This window comes from Sphingobium cyanobacteriorum, from assembly GCF_030580935.1.
Lineage (GTDB): Bacteria > Pseudomonadota > Alphaproteobacteria > Sphingomonadales > Sphingomonadaceae > Sphingobium > Sphingobium cyanobacteriorum.
Map to the genome: position 1 here is coordinate 228,962 of NZ_JAUQOM010000003.1, position 17,037 is coordinate 245,998.

Annotated in this window: 17 protein-coding genes and 1 tRNA gene; 13 read left to right on the plus strand and 5 right to left on the minus strand. The window is 64.1% G+C overall.

Features of this window, described 5'->3' with window-relative positions:
• Both alr and Q4610_RS09525 read left to right on the plus strand, forming a co-directional pair.
• Entirely contained in the window at positions 1 to 1,047 is a 1,047-nt protein-coding gene (alr, locus tag Q4610_RS09520) for an alanine racemase (RefSeq protein WP_304535712.1), read from the plus strand.
• A gap of 6 nt (positions 1,048 to 1,053) precedes the next feature.
• Positions 1,054 to 1,203: a DUF2256 domain-containing protein gene (locus tag Q4610_RS09525; RefSeq protein ID WP_304535713.1), complete on the plus strand. Its 150-nt coding sequence runs from the start codon at positions 1,054 to 1,056 to the stop codon at positions 1,201 to 1,203.
• A 103-nt stretch (positions 1,204 to 1,306) separates the two neighbouring features.
• Here the strand turns inward: Q4610_RS09525 and Q4610_RS09530 are convergent, their stop codons facing one another.
• Positions 1,307 to 2,479: an acetyl-CoA C-acetyltransferase gene (locus Q4610_RS09530; RefSeq protein ID WP_304535714.1), complete on the minus strand. Its 1,173-nt coding sequence runs from the start codon at positions 2,477 to 2,479 to the stop codon at positions 1,307 to 1,309.
• 48 nt (positions 2,480 to 2,527) lie between these two features.
• Positions 2,528 to 3,616 (minus strand): alpha/beta hydrolase, encoded by a 1,089-nt coding sequence (locus Q4610_RS09535; protein ID WP_304535715.1) that lies wholly within the window; start codon positions 3,614 to 3,616, stop codon positions 2,528 to 2,530.
• Here Q4610_RS09535 and phaR point away from each other — a divergent pair.
• From phaR to proS, 3 genes are all read left to right on the plus strand, one after another.
• A complete protein-coding gene (gene phaR / locus Q4610_RS09540; RefSeq protein ID WP_304535716.1) occupies positions 3,615 to 4,199 on the plus strand; it encodes a polyhydroxyalkanoate synthesis repressor PhaR in 585 nt (194 codons plus the stop codon). The two genes, Q4610_RS09535 and phaR, sit on opposite strands and share 2 nt — an antisense overlap.
• Before the next feature lie 6 nt (positions 4,200 to 4,205).
• Entirely contained in the window at positions 4,206 to 4,547 is a 342-nt protein-coding gene (locus Q4610_RS09545) for a hypothetical protein (RefSeq protein WP_304535717.1), read from the plus strand.
• Positions 4,548 to 4,634: 87 nt separating this feature from the next.
• Entirely contained in the window at positions 4,635 to 6,161 is a 1,527-nt protein-coding gene (proS, locus tag Q4610_RS09550) for a proline--tRNA ligase (protein ID WP_304535718.1), read from the plus strand.
• A gap of 111 nt (positions 6,162 to 6,272) precedes the next feature.
• On the opposite strand, the gene hslU is transcribed toward proS, so the two are convergent.
• Together hslU and hslV are read right to left on the minus strand one after the other, a co-directional pair.
• Complete coding sequence (gene hslU / locus Q4610_RS09555) at positions 6,273 to 7,574, minus strand: ATP-dependent protease ATPase subunit HslU (protein WP_304535719.1); 1,302 nt, start codon at positions 7,572 to 7,574, stop codon at positions 6,273 to 6,275.
• A 140-nt stretch (positions 7,575 to 7,714) separates the two neighbouring features.
• The gene (hslV, locus tag Q4610_RS09560; protein ID WP_304535720.1) at positions 7,715 to 8,257 is read right to left on the minus strand and encodes an ATP-dependent protease subunit HslV; all 543 of its coding nucleotides are present in this window, start codon (positions 8,255 to 8,257) and stop codon (positions 7,715 to 7,717) included.
• A gap of 200 nt (positions 8,258 to 8,457) precedes the next feature.
• Between hslV and Q4610_RS09565 the strand changes: the two genes are divergently transcribed.
• Positions 8,458 to 8,646 (plus strand): hypothetical protein, encoded by a 189-nt coding sequence (locus Q4610_RS09565; RefSeq protein ID WP_304535721.1) that lies wholly within the window; start codon positions 8,458 to 8,460, stop codon positions 8,644 to 8,646.
• 26 nt (positions 8,647 to 8,672) lie between these two features.
• On the opposite strand, the gene Q4610_RS09570 is transcribed toward Q4610_RS09565, so the two are convergent.
• Entirely contained in the window at positions 8,673 to 8,801 is a 129-nt protein-coding gene (locus Q4610_RS09570) for an entericidin A/B family lipoprotein (RefSeq protein ID WP_304535722.1), read from the minus strand.
• A gap of 141 nt (positions 8,802 to 8,942) precedes the next feature.
• On the opposite strand from Q4610_RS09570, the gene Q4610_RS09575 reads away from it, so the two are divergent.
• The 7 genes from Q4610_RS09575 to Q4610_RS09605 all read left to right on the plus strand — a co-directional run bounded on the left by Q4610_RS09575 (position 8,943) and on the right by Q4610_RS09605 (position 17,028).
• Positions 8,943 to 9,017: transfer RNA gene (locus Q4610_RS09575), tRNA-Val, on the plus strand.
• A gap of 115 nt (positions 9,018 to 9,132) precedes the next feature.
• Positions 9,133 to 11,358 carry a S9 family peptidase gene (locus Q4610_RS09580; RefSeq protein WP_304535723.1) on the plus strand — a complete coding sequence of 742 codons (2,226 nt, stop codon included), beginning with the start codon at positions 9,133 to 9,135 and terminating at the stop codon, positions 11,356 to 11,358.
• A gap of 112 nt (positions 11,359 to 11,470) precedes the next feature.
• Complete coding sequence (locus Q4610_RS09585; protein WP_304535724.1) at positions 11,471 to 12,496, plus strand: aspartate-semialdehyde dehydrogenase; 1,026 nt, start codon at positions 11,471 to 11,473, stop codon at positions 12,494 to 12,496.
• A gap of 8 nt (positions 12,497 to 12,504) precedes the next feature.
• Positions 12,505 to 13,143 (plus strand): DUF2238 domain-containing protein, encoded by a 639-nt coding sequence (locus tag Q4610_RS09590; RefSeq protein ID WP_304535865.1) that lies wholly within the window; start codon positions 12,505 to 12,507, stop codon positions 13,141 to 13,143.
• Positions 13,144 to 13,189: 46 nt separating this feature from the next.
• The gene (locus tag Q4610_RS09595) at positions 13,190 to 13,963 is read left to right on the plus strand and encodes an alpha/beta fold hydrolase (RefSeq protein ID WP_304535725.1); all 774 of its coding nucleotides are present in this window, start codon (positions 13,190 to 13,192) and stop codon (positions 13,961 to 13,963) included.
• Positions 13,964 to 14,018: 55 nt separating this feature from the next.
• A complete protein-coding gene (locus Q4610_RS09600; protein WP_304535726.1) occupies positions 14,019 to 15,848 on the plus strand; it encodes a M2 family metallopeptidase in 1,830 nt (609 codons plus the stop codon).
• 94 nt (positions 15,849 to 15,942) lie between these two features.
• Positions 15,943 to 17,028, plus strand: a complete 1,086-nt coding sequence (locus Q4610_RS09605) for a GGDEF domain-containing protein (RefSeq protein WP_304535727.1) — start codon at positions 15,943 to 15,945, stop codon at positions 17,026 to 17,028.
• The last annotated feature ends 9 nt before the right edge of the window (positions 17,029 to 17,037 follow it).

Here is a 17,037-nt window from a genome sequence, read left to right on the forward strand (position 1 = left end):
ATGCATGCCTATATCGCTCCGCTGCGCCTGCGCCTGGATGGCGACGCGCTCGTGTCCAACTGGCGCTGGCTGGCGGCGAAGGGCGGCGGCGCGGCGTGCGGCGCGGCGATCAAGGCGGACGGCTATGGGCTGGGCGCGGTCGAGGCGATGCGTCGGCTGCTGCGCGCGGGGTGCCGCGACTTCTTCGTATCCAACTGGGGCGAGGCGGCTCTGGTCGAGCCGCTGCTGGAAACCGGCGTCAATCTTTCCATCCTGCATGGCGTGCGCGTCGAGGACATGCCCCAGGCGCTGGCGTCACGGGCGCGGCCGGTCCTGTGCACGCCGGCGCAGGTAGCGCGCTGGCGCGATGCGGGTGGCGGGGCGTGCGATGTCATGGTCGATACCGGCATGAACCGGCTGGGGCTGGACTGGCGCGGCGAGATTGCGGCGCTGGTCGAGGGGCTGGAGATCGCGACGCTGATGAGCCATCTGGCGTCGGCGGATGAGGATGTCGCGTTCAATGCGGCGCAACAGGCGCGGTTCGTCGGGATCAGGCGGGCGGTTGCGGCGGCGCGCTACAGCCTGGCCAACAGTGCCGGCATATGCCTGGGCCGCGACTATCATTTCGATCTGACCCGACCGGGGCTGGCGCTGTATGGCGGCATCCCGCGCGATCAGGCGGCCGGGCATGTGCGCGCGGTGGTGCAGCCGCAGGCGCAGGTGCTGCAACGGCGGCGGCTGATCGCGGGGGACAGCATCGGCTATAACGCGACCTTCACGGCGACGCGCGACCATGAGGTGGCGATCCTGAACCTGGGCTATGCCGATGGCTATCTGCGCGGCTTTTCCGGCAAAGGCGCGGTGATCATCGATGGCGCGCGACTGCCGGTGCTGGGCCGGGTGTCGATGGACCTGATCGCGGTCGATGTCAGTGCGCGGGCGGAGGTGGGCGAAGGCGACTGGCTGACGATCGACTATGCTTTGCCCGACGCGGCTGCGCTGTCGGGCCTGTCGCAATATGAATTGCTGACCGGGCTGGGCGCGCGGTTCGACCGGCTGTGGGACTGAAAAAAAATGCCACGCGGCGTTGCCAAGCGGGATTTGCCGACGAAAATCTGCCCGGTCTGCCAGCGTCCCTTTGCCTGGCGCAAGAAGTGGGAACGCGACTGGGAGGCTGTCATTTATTGTTCCGACCGATGCCGCCGCGCGCCGCGCGATAGCTGAGACGGGAAAGGCCGCCGATCTTTCGACCGGCGGCCTGTTTTTTGTATTTATTGCACGTCTTGGAGCGGGATCATGCCAGATTGACCCGCGCCATCATCGTGCTCTAGCGTTCGATGCACATGGCGACGCCCATGCCGCCGCCGATGCACAGGGTGGCCAGGCCCTTTTTCGCGTCGCGCTTGGCCATTTCATAGAGCAGGGTGGTCAGCACGCGCGCGCCCGAAGCGCCGATCGGATGACCGATGGCGATCGCGCCGCCATTGACGTTGAGCTTTTCCGGGTCGAAGCCCAGTTCCTGGCCGACCGACAGGGCCTGCGCGGCGAAGGCTTCGTTCGCCTCGATAAGGTCGAGGTCGGCGATCGACCAGCCCGCCTTGGCCAGGGCCTTGCGGCTGGCCGGGGCCGGGCCGATGCCCATGATCGAAGGATCGACGCCGCAGGTGGCGAAGCCGGCGATGCGGCCCAGCACGGTCGCGCCGCGCCTGGCGGCGGCATCGGCGGTCATCAGCACCAGCGCGGCGGCGCCGTCATTGAGGCCGCTGGCGTTGCCGGCAGTGACGGTGCCGTCCTTCTTGAACGCGGGCTTGAGGCTCTGCATCGCTTCGATCGTGGCGCCGGCACGGATATATTCGTCATGCTCGACAATGGTGTCGCCCTTGCGGCCCTTGACCGTGACGGGCACGATTTCATCGACGAACCGGCCGGCGGCGCGCGCGGCTTCCGCCTTGTTCTGGCTGGCGACGGCGAACGCATCCTGCGCTTCGCGGCTGATCTGATATTTTTCCGCCAGATTTTCCGCCGTCACGCCCATATGATAATTGTTGAAGGCGTCGGTCAGGCCATCGTGGATCATGGTATCGAACAGCGTGACGGACCCCATCTTGCTGCCGGCGCGCAGATATTGGGCGTGGGGCGCAAGCGACATGTTTTCCTGGCCGCCCGCGACCATGATGTCGGCGTCGCCCGAACGGATCGCCTGGGCGGCGAGGGCAACGGCGCGCAGGCCCGAACCGCACAGTTGATTGATGCCCATCGCCGTGCGTTCAACCGGGATGCCGGCATTGACGGCGGCCTGACGCGCGGGGTTTTGGCCCTGGCCAGCCGCCAGCACCTGACCCAGAATCACCTCGTCCACTTCCTCCGGCGCGACGGCCGCCTGGGCAAGGGCCGCCAGGATCGCCTGACGACCCAGTTCATGCGCAGGAACCGAGCCGAAGGCGCCCATGAAACTGCCGACAGGGGTGCGCTTGGCGGCGGTGATGACGATGTCTGACAAAGCCTTGATCCTCAAATGCGGTGGTTGTTTTCGCACGCGCACATAGCATCATCCATCATGGCTGGAAAGCCAGTGGGACAGCGGCTCCCACAGCTTTTCACGCGCGCTGCCGCCCACCACCATGCCGACATGGCCAAGCGATACATGGCGTTCTTCCCGCAGGTGCGGTCCGGCGGCGGCGGGGACGATCCGGTCGGTGGTGGAAACGATCGACAGGGTGGGGCAGGGGAGCGCGCCGGGATCGATCGTGCGGCCCGCGATGGTCCAGCGCCCCGTGCCGCTGACGTTGCCGGCGTAGAAGCTATCGAACAGGTCGCGGCCGGCGGCGTAGCTGAGTGGCGGGCCGCCATTGGCCCAGTCCTCCACCGCAAGGAAGGCGCGCTCGGCATCCGACCCCGGCGCGGCATCGGCGAAGAGCGCATATTTGCGGATCGTGCGGGCCGGGTCCATCGCCCAGAAGCCCGATTGCAGTACCTCCATCGGGACATAGCCGATCCGTTCTGCCATCGGCTGGGCGCTGCGCCACAGGCCGCCGATCAGATCCAGGTCGGCCGGAGGGAAGCCGTCGAAGCGCCAGGGCGCGGCGATCGTGGCGAGCGCGGGGACAGGCCGCAAGGCGGCGGCCCCGATGGCCAGGCTGCCGCCCAGGCAATAGCCGACCAGGATCGGCGGGCGGGGCAGGGTGGCAAGCATGGGCAACAGGCGTCGGGTGACATGCCCGTCAAGGCCCAGCTCCGCATCCTGCGGCGTCGGCGCGCCCCAGTCGACCAGATAGGCGTCATGGCCTGCTGCGGCCATGTGGCGCAGCAAGGAGCGGCCGGGCGAGAGGTCGAGCACCTGGGGCGGATTGATGAGGGAGGGAATGAAAACCACCGGATTACGGGCACTTGCCGCACCATATTGCAGCAGGCGCGCCGGCCCGGCGCTGGCCACGCAACGCCTCTGTGGCGCGGCGGGGGGGCGCGTTGCCGCCTGATATTTGCGCAAGCCCGCAAAAGCCCTGCGGCGCAGATCGGGATCATCCTGCGTTTCGTGCCATAAAATATTGAGAAAAAGGGGCAAAGGGCGCGGCCCATGTTGCGGTGCGGCATCGCCTTGTGCTAATGCGATATGCTCAGGTGTGGGAGAGGAATCCATGACCAAATCCAGGACCGTGAATGAATCAGAGCCGGTCGTCATCAAGAAGTACGCCAACAGGCGGCTCTATAATACCGAAACTTCCAGCTACATCACCCTCGACCTGCTATCGCAGATGACGCGCGAGGGACGCGAATTCACCGTGGTCGACGCCAAGACCGGCGAGGACATCACCCACAATGTCCTGACCCAGATCATCATGGAAGAGGAACAGCGCGGCAAGAACATGCTGCCGGTCAATTTCCTGCGCCAGTTGATTTCGATGTACGGCGATTCGATGCAGTCGATGGTGCCGCAATATCTGGAAGCGTCCATGGATGCGTTCCGCAAGAATCAGCAGCAGTTCCAGGAAGCGATGAAGGGCGCGTTCGGCGGCGGGCCGCTCGCCGATATCGCCAAGCGCAATTTGCAGATGTTCGAAGCGGCGGCCAGCGCGTTCGGCAATGGCGTGCCGGGGATGCCGGGCATTCCCGGCATGACGCCGCCCGCCGCGCCATCAGCGGAAGGCAGCAAGGACGCGGAGATCAGCGATCTCAAGGCGCAGCTCGCCGCGCTCAATGCGAAGATCGACAAGCTGGGCTGATGCGGCATGGCTAGGGCGGATCGGCTGGAACGGATGGACCTGCGCCGGGCCGAACTGGAGGAGGAATATCGCGCGGCGCTGATCGCGGCGCTGCGCGACACCGCCGCCGGGCGATGGGGCCTGTTCGATCATCAGAAGGACAAGGCCGGCAAGGCCCGCGCCGCCCCGGTGATTGCCGCTCTGTCCGACCTGGCGGAGGAAATCGGCGCGATGCGCGACACGCTGGGGCTGGAGCCGTTCGCGCTGCACGATGACTTCATGGCGGCGCGTGGCCCGGCGGCGGCCGATGCTGTGGGTGAACCCCGGCAGGCGAAGGCGTGGCTGGAGAAGATGGGCGCTGCGGCCTGAGCGTCGGCGCGGCGCTCAAGGGGTCGACAGGCACGGCGCGTCTGTCCTATGGCGCGCCATTCCCTTTCTAGCCAAGGCCATATCCCCGTGAAGCACGCCCTTAATGTCACCCGCGAACAGGATTTCGCCGCCTGGTATCAGGCCGTCATTTCGGAAGCCGACATGGCCGAGGAAAGCGGCGTGCGCGGGTGCATGGTGATCCGCCCCTGGGGCTATGGCATCTGGGAGCGCATCCAGAAGTTGCTGGACGAGCGGATCAAGGCCACGGGCCATGAAAATTGCTATTTCCCGCTGTTCATCCCCTTGAGCTATTTCGAGAAGGAGGCCGAGCATGTCGACGGCTTCGCCAAGGAAATGGCGGTGGTCACGCATCACCGACTGATCCAGCAGGATGGCAAGCTGGTGCCCGACCCCAGCGCCAAGCTGGAAGAACCGCTTGTCGTGCGGCCCACGTCCGAAACGGTGATCGGCGCGGCGTTCAGCCGCTGGGTGCAAAGCTGGCGCGACCTGCCGGTGCTGATCAACCAGTGGGCCAATGTCGTGCGCTGGGAAATGCGGACCCGCATGTTCCTGCGCACCGCGGAATTCCTGTGGCAGGAGGGGCATACCGCCCACGCCACGGTGGACGAGGCGATGGACGAAACATTGAAGATGCTGGAAGTCTATCGCAGCTTTGCCGAGGAGTGCATCGCGCTGCCGGTGGTGGCGGGCGAGAAGCCGGAAAATGAACGCTTCCCCGGCGCGGTCGCGACCTATTCGATCGAAGCGATGATGCAGGATGGCAAGGCGCTGCAGGCCGGCACATCGCATTTCTTGGGCACCACCTTCAGCCAGGCGCAGAATATCAAGTTCCAGAATGCCGAAGGGCAACAGGAACTGGCGCAGACCACCAGTTGGGGCGTGTCGACGCGGATGATCGGCGGGCTGATCATGGTCCATGGCGACGACGATGGCCTGCGCGTGCCACCGCGCGTCGCGCCCTGGCAGATCGTGGTCGTGCCGATGCTGCGCGACACGGATGAGGATGCAGCGATCCTTGCTTATTGCTCTGACCTTGTGACGCAGTTGAACGGCCTGAATGTGTTTCGCGAGCCGGTGCGCGCGCTGCTCGACCGTCGCCCGGCCAAGGCGGCGACCAAGCGCTGGGGCTGGGTCAAGAAGGGCGCCCCGATCGTCATCGAGGTCGGCGGGCGCGATGTGGCGGGCGGCAATGTGTCGGTGATCCGGCGCGACCGGCTGTACCGCCCGGACGGCAAGCTGGACAGCGCGATCGTTGCCAAGGGCGATTTCGTGGCGGGCGCGGTGGCGACGCTGGAGGATATTCAGGCGGCGCTGTTCGCCGACGCCAAGGCGCGGCTGGATGGCAGCATCGACGCTTCGATCGGCGATCTGGATGCGCTGAAAGCCTATTTCAACGCGAGCGCCAAGCCCGGCTGGGCGCTGGTGCAATGGGCCAAGCCGACCGGCGATGCGCTGGAGAAGGTGGTCCAGTGGCTCAAGGGTGAGAAGCTGACCCTGCGCAATGTGCCGAGCGACGCGCCGGCGGCGGACGGGGTGTGCGTGTTTACCGGCGAGAAGGCGGTCGAGCGGGTGTTGGTGGGGCGGAGTTATTGATGTGATAGTGGCTGGTGCTCCCGCGCAGGCGGGAGCCCAGTTCCAACGGCAGCATGTGATATCGGCGGCGGAACTGGGTTCCCGCCTGCGCGGGAACGCATTTGTCTTTACCTACAGCACATATTTACTCAAATCCGTGTCGTGGGCGACGGCGGATAGCTGCTTCTCCACATAGGTGCGGTCGATCAGCAGGGTTTCGCCGCGACGGTCCTCCGCTTCGAAGCTCACATCTTCCAGCAGCTTTTCCATCACCGTCTGGAGGCGGCGGGCGCCGATATTCTCGATTTCGCTGTTCACGTCGGCGGCGATCTTGGCTACCGCGCGGATGCCGTCCGGGGTGAGGTCGATCGTAACCTCCTCGGTCGCCAGCAGCGCGCGATACTGCGTCACCAGGCTGGCCTTGGTGTCGGAAAGGATCGCGACGAAATCCTCCTCGGTCAGCGCCTTCAACTCCACCCGGATCGGCAGGCGGCCCTGGAGTTCGGGCAGCAGGTCGCTGGGCTTGGCGACGTGGAAGGCACCCGACGCGATGAAGAGGATATGGTCGGTCTTGAGCGGGCCATATTTGGTCGAGACGGTCGTGCCCTCGATCAAAGGCAGCAGGTCGCGCTGCACCCCTTCGCGGCTGACGGAGCCGCCGCGCACGTCGCTGACCGCGATCTTGTCAATCTCGTCAAGGAACACGATGCCGTTCTGCTCGGCGCTGGTGATGGCGGTTCGGGCGACATCATCCTGGTCCAGGCGCTTGTCCTGCTCTTCCTCGACCAGCTTGTCCCAGGCGTCGGCGACGCGCATCTTGCGGCGCTTCTTCTGTTGCTGGCCGAACGCCTTGGACATCATGTCGGACAGGTTGATCATGCCGACCTGACCGCCCATGCCGGGAATTTCCATCGGCATGGAGGGGCTGTCGGCGACTTCCACCTCGACCTCGACATCGTTCATCTGATGCTGCTCGATCCGCTGGCGGAAGGAAAGGCGGGTGGCCTCGCTCGCTTCCTTGCCCGTCAGCGCGTCGAGCAGGCGGGCCATGGCGGCTTCGGATGCGGCTTCGCGCACAGCTTCGCGGCGGCGGTCCTTTTCTAGGCGCACCGCTTCCTCGACAAGATCGCGGACGATCTGTTCCACGTCGCGGCCGACATAGCCGACTTCGGTGAATTTGGTGGCTTCGACCTTGACGAAGGGGGCGTCGGCCAGTTTCGCCAGCCGGCGGCTGATCTCGGTCTTGCCGCAGCCGGTCGGCCCGATCATCAGGATATTCTTGGGCGTCACCTCGTCCCGCAGGTCGGCGGGCAGGTGCTGGCGGCGCCAGCGGTTGCGCAGGGCCACCGCGACGGCGCGCTTGGCGTCATGCTGGCCGATGATATGGGCGTCCAATGCGGCGACGATGGCTTTGGGTGTCAGATTGTCGTTCATCTTGAGACTCCCCCCTCCCTTTCAAGGGAGGGGCAGGGGGTGGATCGCGCGCATCGCGCGCGTTGCAACATATCGGGATGGAGCAAGCTCGCTGCGCTCGCACCCACCCCACCCCCTCCCTGAAAGGGAGGGGTTTTCGGCTAAACGGCGCTGTCGAGCGTTTCGATGGTCAACTGGTCGTTGGTATAGACGCAGATGTCGGCGGCGACGGCCATCGCCTTGCGGGCGAGGGTTTCCGCGTCGTCCTCATATTCCATCAGCGCGCGGGCGGCGGCGAGGGCAAAATTGCCGCCGGAGCCGATCGCCGCGACGCCGTTCAATGGTTCGAGCACATCGCCATTGCCGGTCAGGATCAAGGTCACATCCTTGTCCGCGACGATCATCATCGCTTCCAGATTGCGCAGATATTTGTCGGTGCGCCAGTCCTTGGCCAGTTCGACCGCAGAGCGCATCAACTGGCCATTATGGCGTTCCAGCTTGGCTTCGAGCCGTTCGAACAGGGTGAAGGCGTCGGCGGTCGCGCCGGCAAAGCCGCCGATGACGCTGCCGTCATGCAGGCGGCGCACCTTGCGGGCGTTGGGCTTCATCACGGTCTGGCCCATGGACACCTGGCCATCGCCGGCGACGACGACCTTTCCATTCTTGCGGACCGACATGATGGTGGTGCCATGCCAGACGGGCATGGAAGAGCTGCGTTGGTCGTTCATGGGCCGGCATATGGGACGCGGGGCCGCAGGGCGCAAGCCGCCCCCGTTCAATCGGCGAAGCGTGTCATTTCAGCGACAATATTCTTACAAAATGTTCAGGAACAAATACGCATCAATTGACATTGTGCAGTGCACCATTGATGATGAGCGTCCGAATTCCGGAAGGAGATGCCCGCATGACCCTCAAGGCCAGAGCACAGGAAAAGGTCGAACGTGCGGGAATTTCCAACTATTCGTTCGACCAGGATGTGCTGGTCATGTGCGGCGTGCGCTACACCATCGAAGCGTGCGAATGTGGCGAACCGGGGTGCGACGGCGTAAGGTTGCGCAAGAACATGACCGCGATGGCGCGCGTTCTGCAATAGGTGCGGCGCGGGGCGAGCGCCCCTTTTCAGTGCATCACGTCCTTGCCCGCGCGGCCGACCGATTCGATATCGCGCCCGACGCCCTGAACCGTATTGCAGGCGGCGAGCGTGACGATCAGCAGGCCGCCGATCAGCAAGGCAAGATTGTGACGCATGAAGGCGATACTCCGACAAGGGGGACGAATCGCTCTATAGGCAGGCTTGGCATCATCGTAAAAAGGCTTTTACGGCAAATCGATGAACCCCCTGTTGACAGGGCGCGCCGCCGATGCCAAAGGCCGCCTCCTCCTTACAGGGGGCGCGTAGCTCAGCGGTAGAGCACACCCTTCACACGGGTGGGGTCACAGGTTCAATCCCTGTCGCGCCCACCATGACCCGGCGGTCATGGCAGGACATATAATTTCCCGGCATTGATCTTTTCTAATGTGTCGCGCTACATTTGCGGCCTCATCCGGCGTGTTTGCGCGCCGACCGGAAAGGACGACCATGCCCCCCTATCTGAAAGCCGGCGCGGCCCTTGGCGCGTTGCTGCTGTCCCCGCTTTGTGCCAGCGCGCAGGACCAACTGACGCTGGAGCGCGTGTTCGCCAGCCCGGACCTGGCCGGGCCGCAGCCGCGCGCGCTGAAACTGTCGCCCGACGGGTCGCTGGTGACGGTGCTGAAACCGCGCGCGGATGAAAAGGAGCGGCTGGACCTGTGGGCGATCGACAGCCGGACCGGGGTGGAACGGATGCTGGTGGATTCGAAGAGGACCGGCAGCGGGGCCGAACTGTCCGAAGCGGAAAAGATGCAGCGCGAGCGGGATCGCTCCGTCGCGGGTAGCAGCGGCATCACCAGCTATGACTGGGCGCCCGATGGCAAGAGCCTGTTGGTGCCGGTCGACGGCGACCTGTATCTGGCCGGGCTGGATGGCAAGGTCACGCGGCTGACCAATACGCCCGATGGCGAGCTGAACGGCGTGGTCAGTCCCAAGGGCGGCTTCGTGTCGTTCGTGCGCGGCGGCAATCTGTTCACCCAGCCGATCGGTGGCACGGAAAGGCAAGTGACGCAGGGGGGCAGCGATACGATTAGCTGGGGCGTGGCGGAATTCGTGGCGCAGGAGGAAATGGACCGGCGCACCGGCTATTGGTGGTCGCCCGACGATACACGCATCGCCGTCGCGCGGGTGGATGAAAGCCCCGTCGGCATCGTCACCCGCACCGCAATCGGCGGGGAGGGCACGAAGGTCTATCAACAGCGCTATCCCGCCGCCGGCACGCCCAACGCCATCGTCGACCTGTTCGTGATGAAGCCCGACGGATCGGGCCAAGTGCAGGTCGACCTGGGCGCGGACAAGGATATCTACCTCGCCCGCGTCGACTGGGCGAAGGACGGCAGGACGCTCTATGTCCAGCGCGAGAGCCGCGACCAGAAACGGCTCGACCTGCTGGCGGTCGAGCCCGTCACCGGCAAGGCCAGGATCGTGCTGACCGAGACGGCGAAAAGCTGGATCAACCTGTCGAACAATTTTCATGCGCTCAAGGATGGCAGTATCCTGTGGTGGTCGGAAAAGAGCGGCCATGGGCATCTTTATCGCGTCAACGGCGGCCAATGGACGGCGCTGACCAGCGGCGACTGGGACGTGCGCGATGTCGTGGGCGTGGATGAGAATAAGGGCCTGGTCTATTTCACCGGCAATCGCGAAACGCCGCTGGAGCAGCAGCTTTATGTTGCGGCGCTGACCAGCGGCGGGCAGGCGCGGGCGCTGACCGCGCAGGGCTGGTGGAATGACGCGGTGATGGACGGTGCCGCGAGCCGGGTCGTGGTGACGCGGCAGAATGCGGATCAGCCAAGGCAACTCTATCTGGCTGACAGCAGCGGCAGGCAATTGCGATGGCTGTCGGAAAATGCGCTGACGGGCAGCCACCCCTACGCGCCCTATGTCGCGGGCCATGTGAAAACGACATTCGGCACGATGCAGGCGGCGGACGGGACCACGCTCTATACCAAGATGATGACGCCGAAGATGGAGCCGGGGAAGCGATACCCCGTTTTCATGATCCATTATGGCGGGCCGGGCGGCGGGCGTCAGGTCACGAACACATGGTCGGGCGCGCTGAACCAGTATCTGGTGGACCGGGGCTGGATCGTCTTTGCGATCGACAATCGCGGCACGCCCGATCGCGGCAAGGCGTTCGAGGATCATCTTTATCGCGCCATGGGCACGGTGGAGGTCGATGACCAGTTGAAGGGCGTGGAATGGCTGAAGGCCCAGTCGTTCGTCGATGCCAAACGGATCGCCACCTATGGCTGGTCCTATGGCGGCTACATGTCCGTGAAGCTGCTGGAAAAGGCGCCGGGCGTCTTTGCCGCGGCGGTGGCGGGCGCGCCGGTGACGAAATGGGAACTCTATGACACCCATTATACCGAACGCTATCTGGGCCAGCCGCAGGACAAACCCAGCGCCTATCCGGCGTCGGGCGCGGTGGATGACGCGGTGAAGATCGCCGATCCGCTGTTGCTGATCCACGGCATGTCCGACGACAATGTCGTGTTCGACAATGCCACCGCGCTGATGGCGAAGATGCAGGGCGCGGCGGTGCCGTTCGAAATGATGGCCTATCCGGGGCAGACCCATCGCGTCGGCGGGCCGGGCATCAGCGTCCATCTGTGGCGGACGATCGAGCATTTCCTGGCCGAACATGCCGGCGGGCCGGGCGCCGCGCCGAAATAAAATTGCGCCGGAGGAGGGGTTTGCGGCAGGCAAGCCCTTCTTTCTGGACAATTGCCGCCACATCGCTATGGCGCGCACTCCGCAATCCTGCGTTGAACTGGAGTCTTTTGTCATGGGTTACAAGGTCGTCGTCGTCGGAGCCACCGGGAATGTGGGCCGCGAGATGCTGACCATTCTTGCTGAACGCGAGTTTCCCATTGACGAGATTGCGGCGGTGGCTTCGTCGCGGTCGCAGGGCCTGACCGTCGATTTCGGCGAGACTGGCAAGACGATCAAATGCCAGAGCATCGAGCATTTCGACTTCACCGGATGGGACATCGCCCTGTTCGCGGCCGGCAGCGGCCCGACGGCGGAATATGCGCCCAAGGCGGCTGCGGCCGGCTGCGTCGTGATCGACAACAGCTCGCTCTATCGCATGGACCCGGACGTGCCGCTGATCGTGCCCGAAGTGAACCCGGACGCGATCGACGGGTACAAGAAGAGGAACATCATCGCCAACCCCAACTGCTCCACCGCGCAGATGGTCGTGGCCTTGAAGCCGCTGCATGACGCAGCGACGATCAAGCGCGTGGTCGTGTCGACCTACCAGTCGGTGTCGGGCGCGGGCAAGGCGGGCATGGACGAACTGTTCGAGCAGAGCCGCAACATCTTCGTCGGCGATCCGGCCGAGCCCAAGAAGTTCACCAAGCAGATCGCCTTCAACGTGATCCCGCATATCGACGTGTTCCTGGACGATGGATCGACCAAGGAAGAATGGAAGATGGTCGCGGAAACCAAGAAGATCCTCGATCCCAAGGTGAAGGTCACGGCGACCTGCGTGCGCGTGCCGGTGTTCGTTGGCCATTCGGAATCGATCAACATCGAGTTCGAGAAGGAAATTTCGGCCAAGGAAGCGCAGGACATATTGCGTGAGGCGCCCGGCATCATGCTGGTCGACAAGCGCGAGGATGGCGGATACGTCACCCCGATCGAATGCGTGGGCGATTTCGCGACCTTCATCAGCCGCGTGCGCGAAGATTCCACGATCGAAAACGGCATCAACCTGTGGTGCGTCAGCGACAATCTGCGCAAGGGCGCGGCGCTGAACGCGGTGCAGATCGCCGAACTGCTGGGCCGTCGTCACCTCAAGAAGGGGTGATGCATCCGATGATCTCCGGTGCTGTTGTGATGTGGAATATCCTTCCGGTCATGCAGCGCCGGATGATCGCTCTTTTGGTCGCCGCGATTGGTTTGGCCAATATCGCGCAGCCTTACCCCGATCTCGCCCCGCTCCAGCACGGCCCCACAGTCGCGCTGCTTTTGGCTGCACCTTGGATATTGAGGCGCTGGCCGCTTTCCAACGGCGCGGTTGCCTGCATATGGGTGTTCCTGCTGCTTCATACGCTGGGTGCGCGCTGGATATACACTTACACACCTTATGATGATTGGGCCCGCGCGCTCACCGGCCACGATATTTCCAGCCTGTTCGGCACGACCCGCAACGGCTTCGACCGGCTGGTTCATTTTGCGTTCGGCGGGCTACTCACATTGCCGATCGCACAGGTCGCACGGCGTTATGGCCGTCTGCCGCAACGCTGGAGCCTCGCTTTCGCCTTTGCCACCATTGGCCTTGGCAGCGCACTCTATGAGATATTCGAATGGTTGCTGACCATAATCGCAGCAGGCGAGACGGCAGACTATTATAATGGCCAGCAGGGCGATGTCTGGGACGCGCAAAAGGATATGGCCGCCGCGCAGGTCGGGAGCGGGCTGGCGCTGATAGCGCTCTTGCGTCATCGCGGCTGACGCCATATCGGACGATCCGTTACCGCCCGACAAGGACATGCCCCCGATGACCGACCTGCCGATCGAACGCCATGAGATCAAGGGTTTCGACGGATTGCCGATCGCGGTGCATATGGTGGGAGCCAAGGGAGAGGGGGCGCGTGACCTTGTCCTGATCCACGGCTATTTTTCCAACGCCTTTACCAACTGGATTCGCTATGGCCATGCGGCCAGGCTGGTGGCGGCGGGGTTCCGGCTGATCATGCCGGACCTGCGCGGCCATGGGGAGAGTGCCAAGCCGCATGATCCCGCCGCCTATCCGGCCGACGCGCTGACGGATGACAATCTGGGGCTGGTCGAACAATTGGGACTGACCGACTATGATCTGGGCGGCTATTCGCTCGGCGCGCGGACGACGGTGCGGATGCTGGCGCGCGGGGCGGCGCCACGGCGCGTGATCCTGGCGGGGATGGGGCTTCGCGGCCTGGTCAGGACGCTCGACAATGGCGGCTATTACCGGAATGTGCTGACCAATCTGGGCACGTTCGAACGCGGCACGTCGCAATGGATGACCGAAGCGTTCCTCAAGACCACCAAGGGCGATCCGGTGGCGCTGCTCAATATCCTCAACACCTTCGTCGATACGGACGAGGAGACGATCGCCGGTTTCCGGCAGCCGACCGCCGTGATTTGCGGCGCGGACGACCGCGACAATGGCGTCGCGCACGAACTGGCCGATGTGCTGCCCAACGGCCGTTATGTCGAGGTGCCGGGCAACCATATGAATGCCGTCACCCGCAAGGAGCTGGGGCAGGCGATGGTCGATTTCCTGACTGCTTGACTGTATCGCCGGGCCAAGTCACTTTCCCCGCATCGTCCTGTTCAAGGGGAATTTCATGAAAATCGCCATTTCCATGGCCGCGCTTGCGGCTGCCCTGATTGCTTCGCCGGTCATGGCGCAGCAGGCGCCCGTCGCCGCGACGGCCACACCCACCGCGGCCGAGGCCGACGCCTTCCTGGCCAGGGCCGAGAAGGCCCTGTTCGACCAGTCGATCATCAGCGGCCGGGCGCAGTGGATCAATGCGACCTATATCACCGACGATACCGATGCGATCGCATCCTATTTCGGCGCGATCGATACCAAGCAGCGCGTCGATTATGCGCTGGAGGCGGCAAAATATGCGGCCGCGCCGGGCATATCGGAAGAGACGAAGCGCCGGCTGACATTGCTGCGCACCGCGCTGACGCTGCCGGCGCCGACGACGCCGGGCGCGGCCGAGGCGCTGAATGACCTGGCGACCAGGCTCCAGTCCACCTATGGCAAGGGCAAGGGCACGCTGAAGGGCCAGCCGATCAACGGCAGCGACATCGAAGAGCGGATGGGGGTCAATCGCAACCCTGAAGAATTGCAGGAAATGTGGGTCAGTTGGCATGATAATGTCGGCGCGCCGATGCGGCAGGATTATGCGAAGCTGGTCGGCATCGCCAATGCAGGGGCCAGGGAACTGGGCTTTGCCGACACCGGCGCGATGTGGCGGTCCAAATATGACATGCCGGCCGATGATTTCGCTAGGCTGACCGACAAGATCTGGGCAGAGGTCAAGCCGCTCTATGACGATCTGCATTGCTATACCCGCACCAAGCTGAACGAAAAATATGGCGATGCGGTGCAACCCAGGACCGGCCCGATCCGCGCCGACCTGCTGGGCAATATGTGGGCGCAGGAATGGGGCAATATCTATGATATCGTGGCGCCCAAGGGGGCGGGCGACCTGGGGTTCGACACGACCGATCTGCTCAGGGAAAAGGGCTATGATCCGGTCAGGATGGTGAAGGCGGGCGAGGGTTTCTACAGTTCGCTGGGGTTCAAGCCCCTGCCGCAGACATTCTGGGAACGGTCGCAGATCACCAAGCCGCGCGACCGTGAAGTCATCTGTCACGCATCGGCCTGGGATCTGGACAATAAGGACGATATCCGCATCAAGATGTGCACCAAGGTGAACGGCGACGATTTCGTCACCATCCACCATGAACTGGGGCATAATTATTACCAGCGCGCCTATCAGGCGCAAAAGCCGCTCTATCTGGACGGCGCCAATGACGGCTTCCATGAAGCGATCGGCGATTTCGTCGCACTGTCGATCACGCCGGACTATCTGGTGAAGATCGGCCTGCTCGATCCCGCCAGGGTGCCGGGCGCGGACAAGGATACAGGGCTGCTGCTGCGGCAGGCGATGGACAAGGTCGCGTTCCTGCCCTTTGGCCTGCTGATCGACAAGTGGCGCTGGGGCGTGTTCGACGGGTCGATCCCGGAAAGCCAGTATGAAAAGGGCTGGACCGACCTGCGCCGCCAATATCAGGGCATCGTCCCGCCGGTGTCCCGCGACGAGACGAAGTTCGACGCCGGCGGCAAATATCATATCCCCGGCAACACGCCCTATACCCGCTACTTCCTGGCGCGGGTGTTGCAGTTCCAATTCTATGAAGCAGCGTGCAAGCAGGCCGGGTGGAAGGGGCCGCTGCATCGCTGTTCCTTCTATGGAAACAAGGCAGTAGGCGCGAAACTGAACGCCATGCTGGAAATGGGCGCATCAAAACCCTGGCCTGATGCCTTGCAGGCTTTCACCGGCAGCCGGGAGATGTCGGGCAAGGCGCTGGTCAATTACTTCGCGCCATTGCAGAAGTGGCTTGAAAATCAGAATAAGGGCAAGTCTTGTGGCTGGTAAGTTACTATAGTTCTTGGTAAGCGGCTGGCCCATGAGTGTGCCAGCCGTTGTCCTTTCGCTGTTATTTGGTGTCAGTATCGTCATGACTGTCGCCATGGCCGTCGCATGGCTGCATTTCGGCCGGCAGAAGCATGTATTGACCTGGACCGCTTCCTATGCGGTGGCCGTGTTTCAATGGGCTGCCAATGCCGGGGGCTTCTTCCTGAAAAGCGGATTATTATACGGGATCGCCGGCTTCGGGCTGGTGACGAGCGCGTCTTTGCTGGCCATCGGCATAAGGCAGCGGTCGGGACGGCCCGTGCCGGTCAGGCTGTTCGCCATACCTGCCGGGGCCGCCGCGATCGCCACGCTGGTCGCGATCTCGCCGATCGGGATGCAGTCGATGCAGGGGATGATCATCCCCGCCTTCGTGGGCGTGCTGGTGGCGATCAGCGCGGTATCGCTATGGCCCAGGGATCGCGCATTCACGCCGCCTGAGCTGGCCTTTTTCTCGGTCCTGGTCGCCTTCGCGATCGGGCAGGCCGCCCTGGCCGGGGCGGCCTTGCTGATCACCGGGCCGGAAACGGGCAAGGAACTGTATCGCGCCATCCTGTCGCTCTATACGCCGACCATCTATATTGGCACCGGGGTCGCCGCGATATTGGTGGTGGCAGGCGACCTGGCGCAGCAATTGCGCCGGCAGATCCGCCACGATCCGCTGACCGAAGTGTTCAACCGGCGCGGGCTGGATGAAGCGGGGATCAAGGCGATCGCGCAGGCGCGGCGGCACAATCGGTCGCTGGCGCTGGTGGTGTGCGATCTGGACGGATTCAAGGCGCTGAACGACGGCCACGGGCATATCGCCGGGGATCAGGCGCTGCGCGGTTTTGCCCAGTTGCTGACCAGCGCGGTGCGGCGCGGGGATATTGTCGGGCGGATGGGCGGTGACGAATTCGGCCTGCTGCTGCTGGACAGCAACGCCGCGGCCGCCGCCGAGGTGATGGAACGGGTGCGCGTGGAGGTCGGGCATCTGAGCCTGCCGCGCTTTCCCCAAGCGGTGTTGCGCGCCAGTTTCGGCGTCGCCGAACTGATGGCGGACGATAGCCAACTGGAAGATCTGGTGGCGCGCGCGGACGCGGCCCTCTACGCCGCCAAGAAGGGCGGCAAGGACCGCATCACCATCTGGCGCGATGCCGCCTGACCGGATTGC

What these genes read in the sequence shown, in the direction of transcription:
- alr (WP_304535712.1), top strand. Translation starts at nt 1, where the DNA reads ATGCATGCCTATATCGCTCCGCTGCGCCTGCGCCTGGATGGCGACGCG.
- Q4610_RS09525 (WP_304535713.1), top strand. Translation starts at nt 1,054, where the DNA reads ATGCCACGCGGCGTTGCCAAGCGGGATTTGCCGACGAAAATCTGCCCG.
- phaR (WP_304535716.1), top strand. Translation starts at nt 3,615, where the DNA reads ATGACCAAATCCAGGACCGTGAATGAATCAGAGCCGGTCGTCATCAAG.
- Q4610_RS09535 (WP_304535715.1), bottom strand. Translation starts at nt 3,616, where the DNA reads ATGGATTCCTCTCCCACACCTGAGCATATCGCATTAGCACAAGGCGAT.
- Q4610_RS09545 (WP_304535717.1), top strand. Translation starts at nt 4,206, where the DNA reads ATGGCTAGGGCGGATCGGCTGGAACGGATGGACCTGCGCCGGGCCGAA.
- hslU (WP_304535719.1), bottom strand. Translation starts at nt 7,574, where the DNA reads ATGAACGACAATCTGACACCCAAAGCCATCGTCGCCGCATTGGACGCC.
- hslV (WP_304535720.1), bottom strand. Translation starts at nt 8,257, where the DNA reads ATGCCCGTCTGGCATGGCACCACCATCATGTCGGTCCGCAAGAATGGA.
- Q4610_RS09565 (WP_304535721.1), top strand. Translation starts at nt 8,458, where the DNA reads ATGACCCTCAAGGCCAGAGCACAGGAAAAGGTCGAACGTGCGGGAATT.
- Q4610_RS09570 (WP_304535722.1), bottom strand. Translation starts at nt 8,801, where the DNA reads ATGCGTCACAATCTTGCCTTGCTGATCGGCGGCCTGCTGATCGTCACG.
- Q4610_RS09580 (WP_304535723.1), top strand. Translation starts at nt 9,133, where the DNA reads ATGCCCCCCTATCTGAAAGCCGGCGCGGCCCTTGGCGCGTTGCTGCTG.
- Q4610_RS09585 (WP_304535724.1), top strand. Translation starts at nt 11,471, where the DNA reads ATGGGTTACAAGGTCGTCGTCGTCGGAGCCACCGGGAATGTGGGCCGC.
- Q4610_RS09590 (WP_304535865.1), top strand. Translation starts at nt 12,505, where the DNA reads ATGATCTCCGGTGCTGTTGTGATGTGGAATATCCTTCCGGTCATGCAG.
- Q4610_RS09595 (WP_304535725.1), top strand. Translation starts at nt 13,190, where the DNA reads ATGACCGACCTGCCGATCGAACGCCATGAGATCAAGGGTTTCGACGGA.
- Q4610_RS09600 (WP_304535726.1), top strand. Translation starts at nt 14,019, where the DNA reads ATGAAAATCGCCATTTCCATGGCCGCGCTTGCGGCTGCCCTGATTGCT.
- Q4610_RS09605 (WP_304535727.1), top strand. Translation starts at nt 15,943, where the DNA reads ATGGCCGTCGCATGGCTGCATTTCGGCCGGCAGAAGCATGTATTGACC.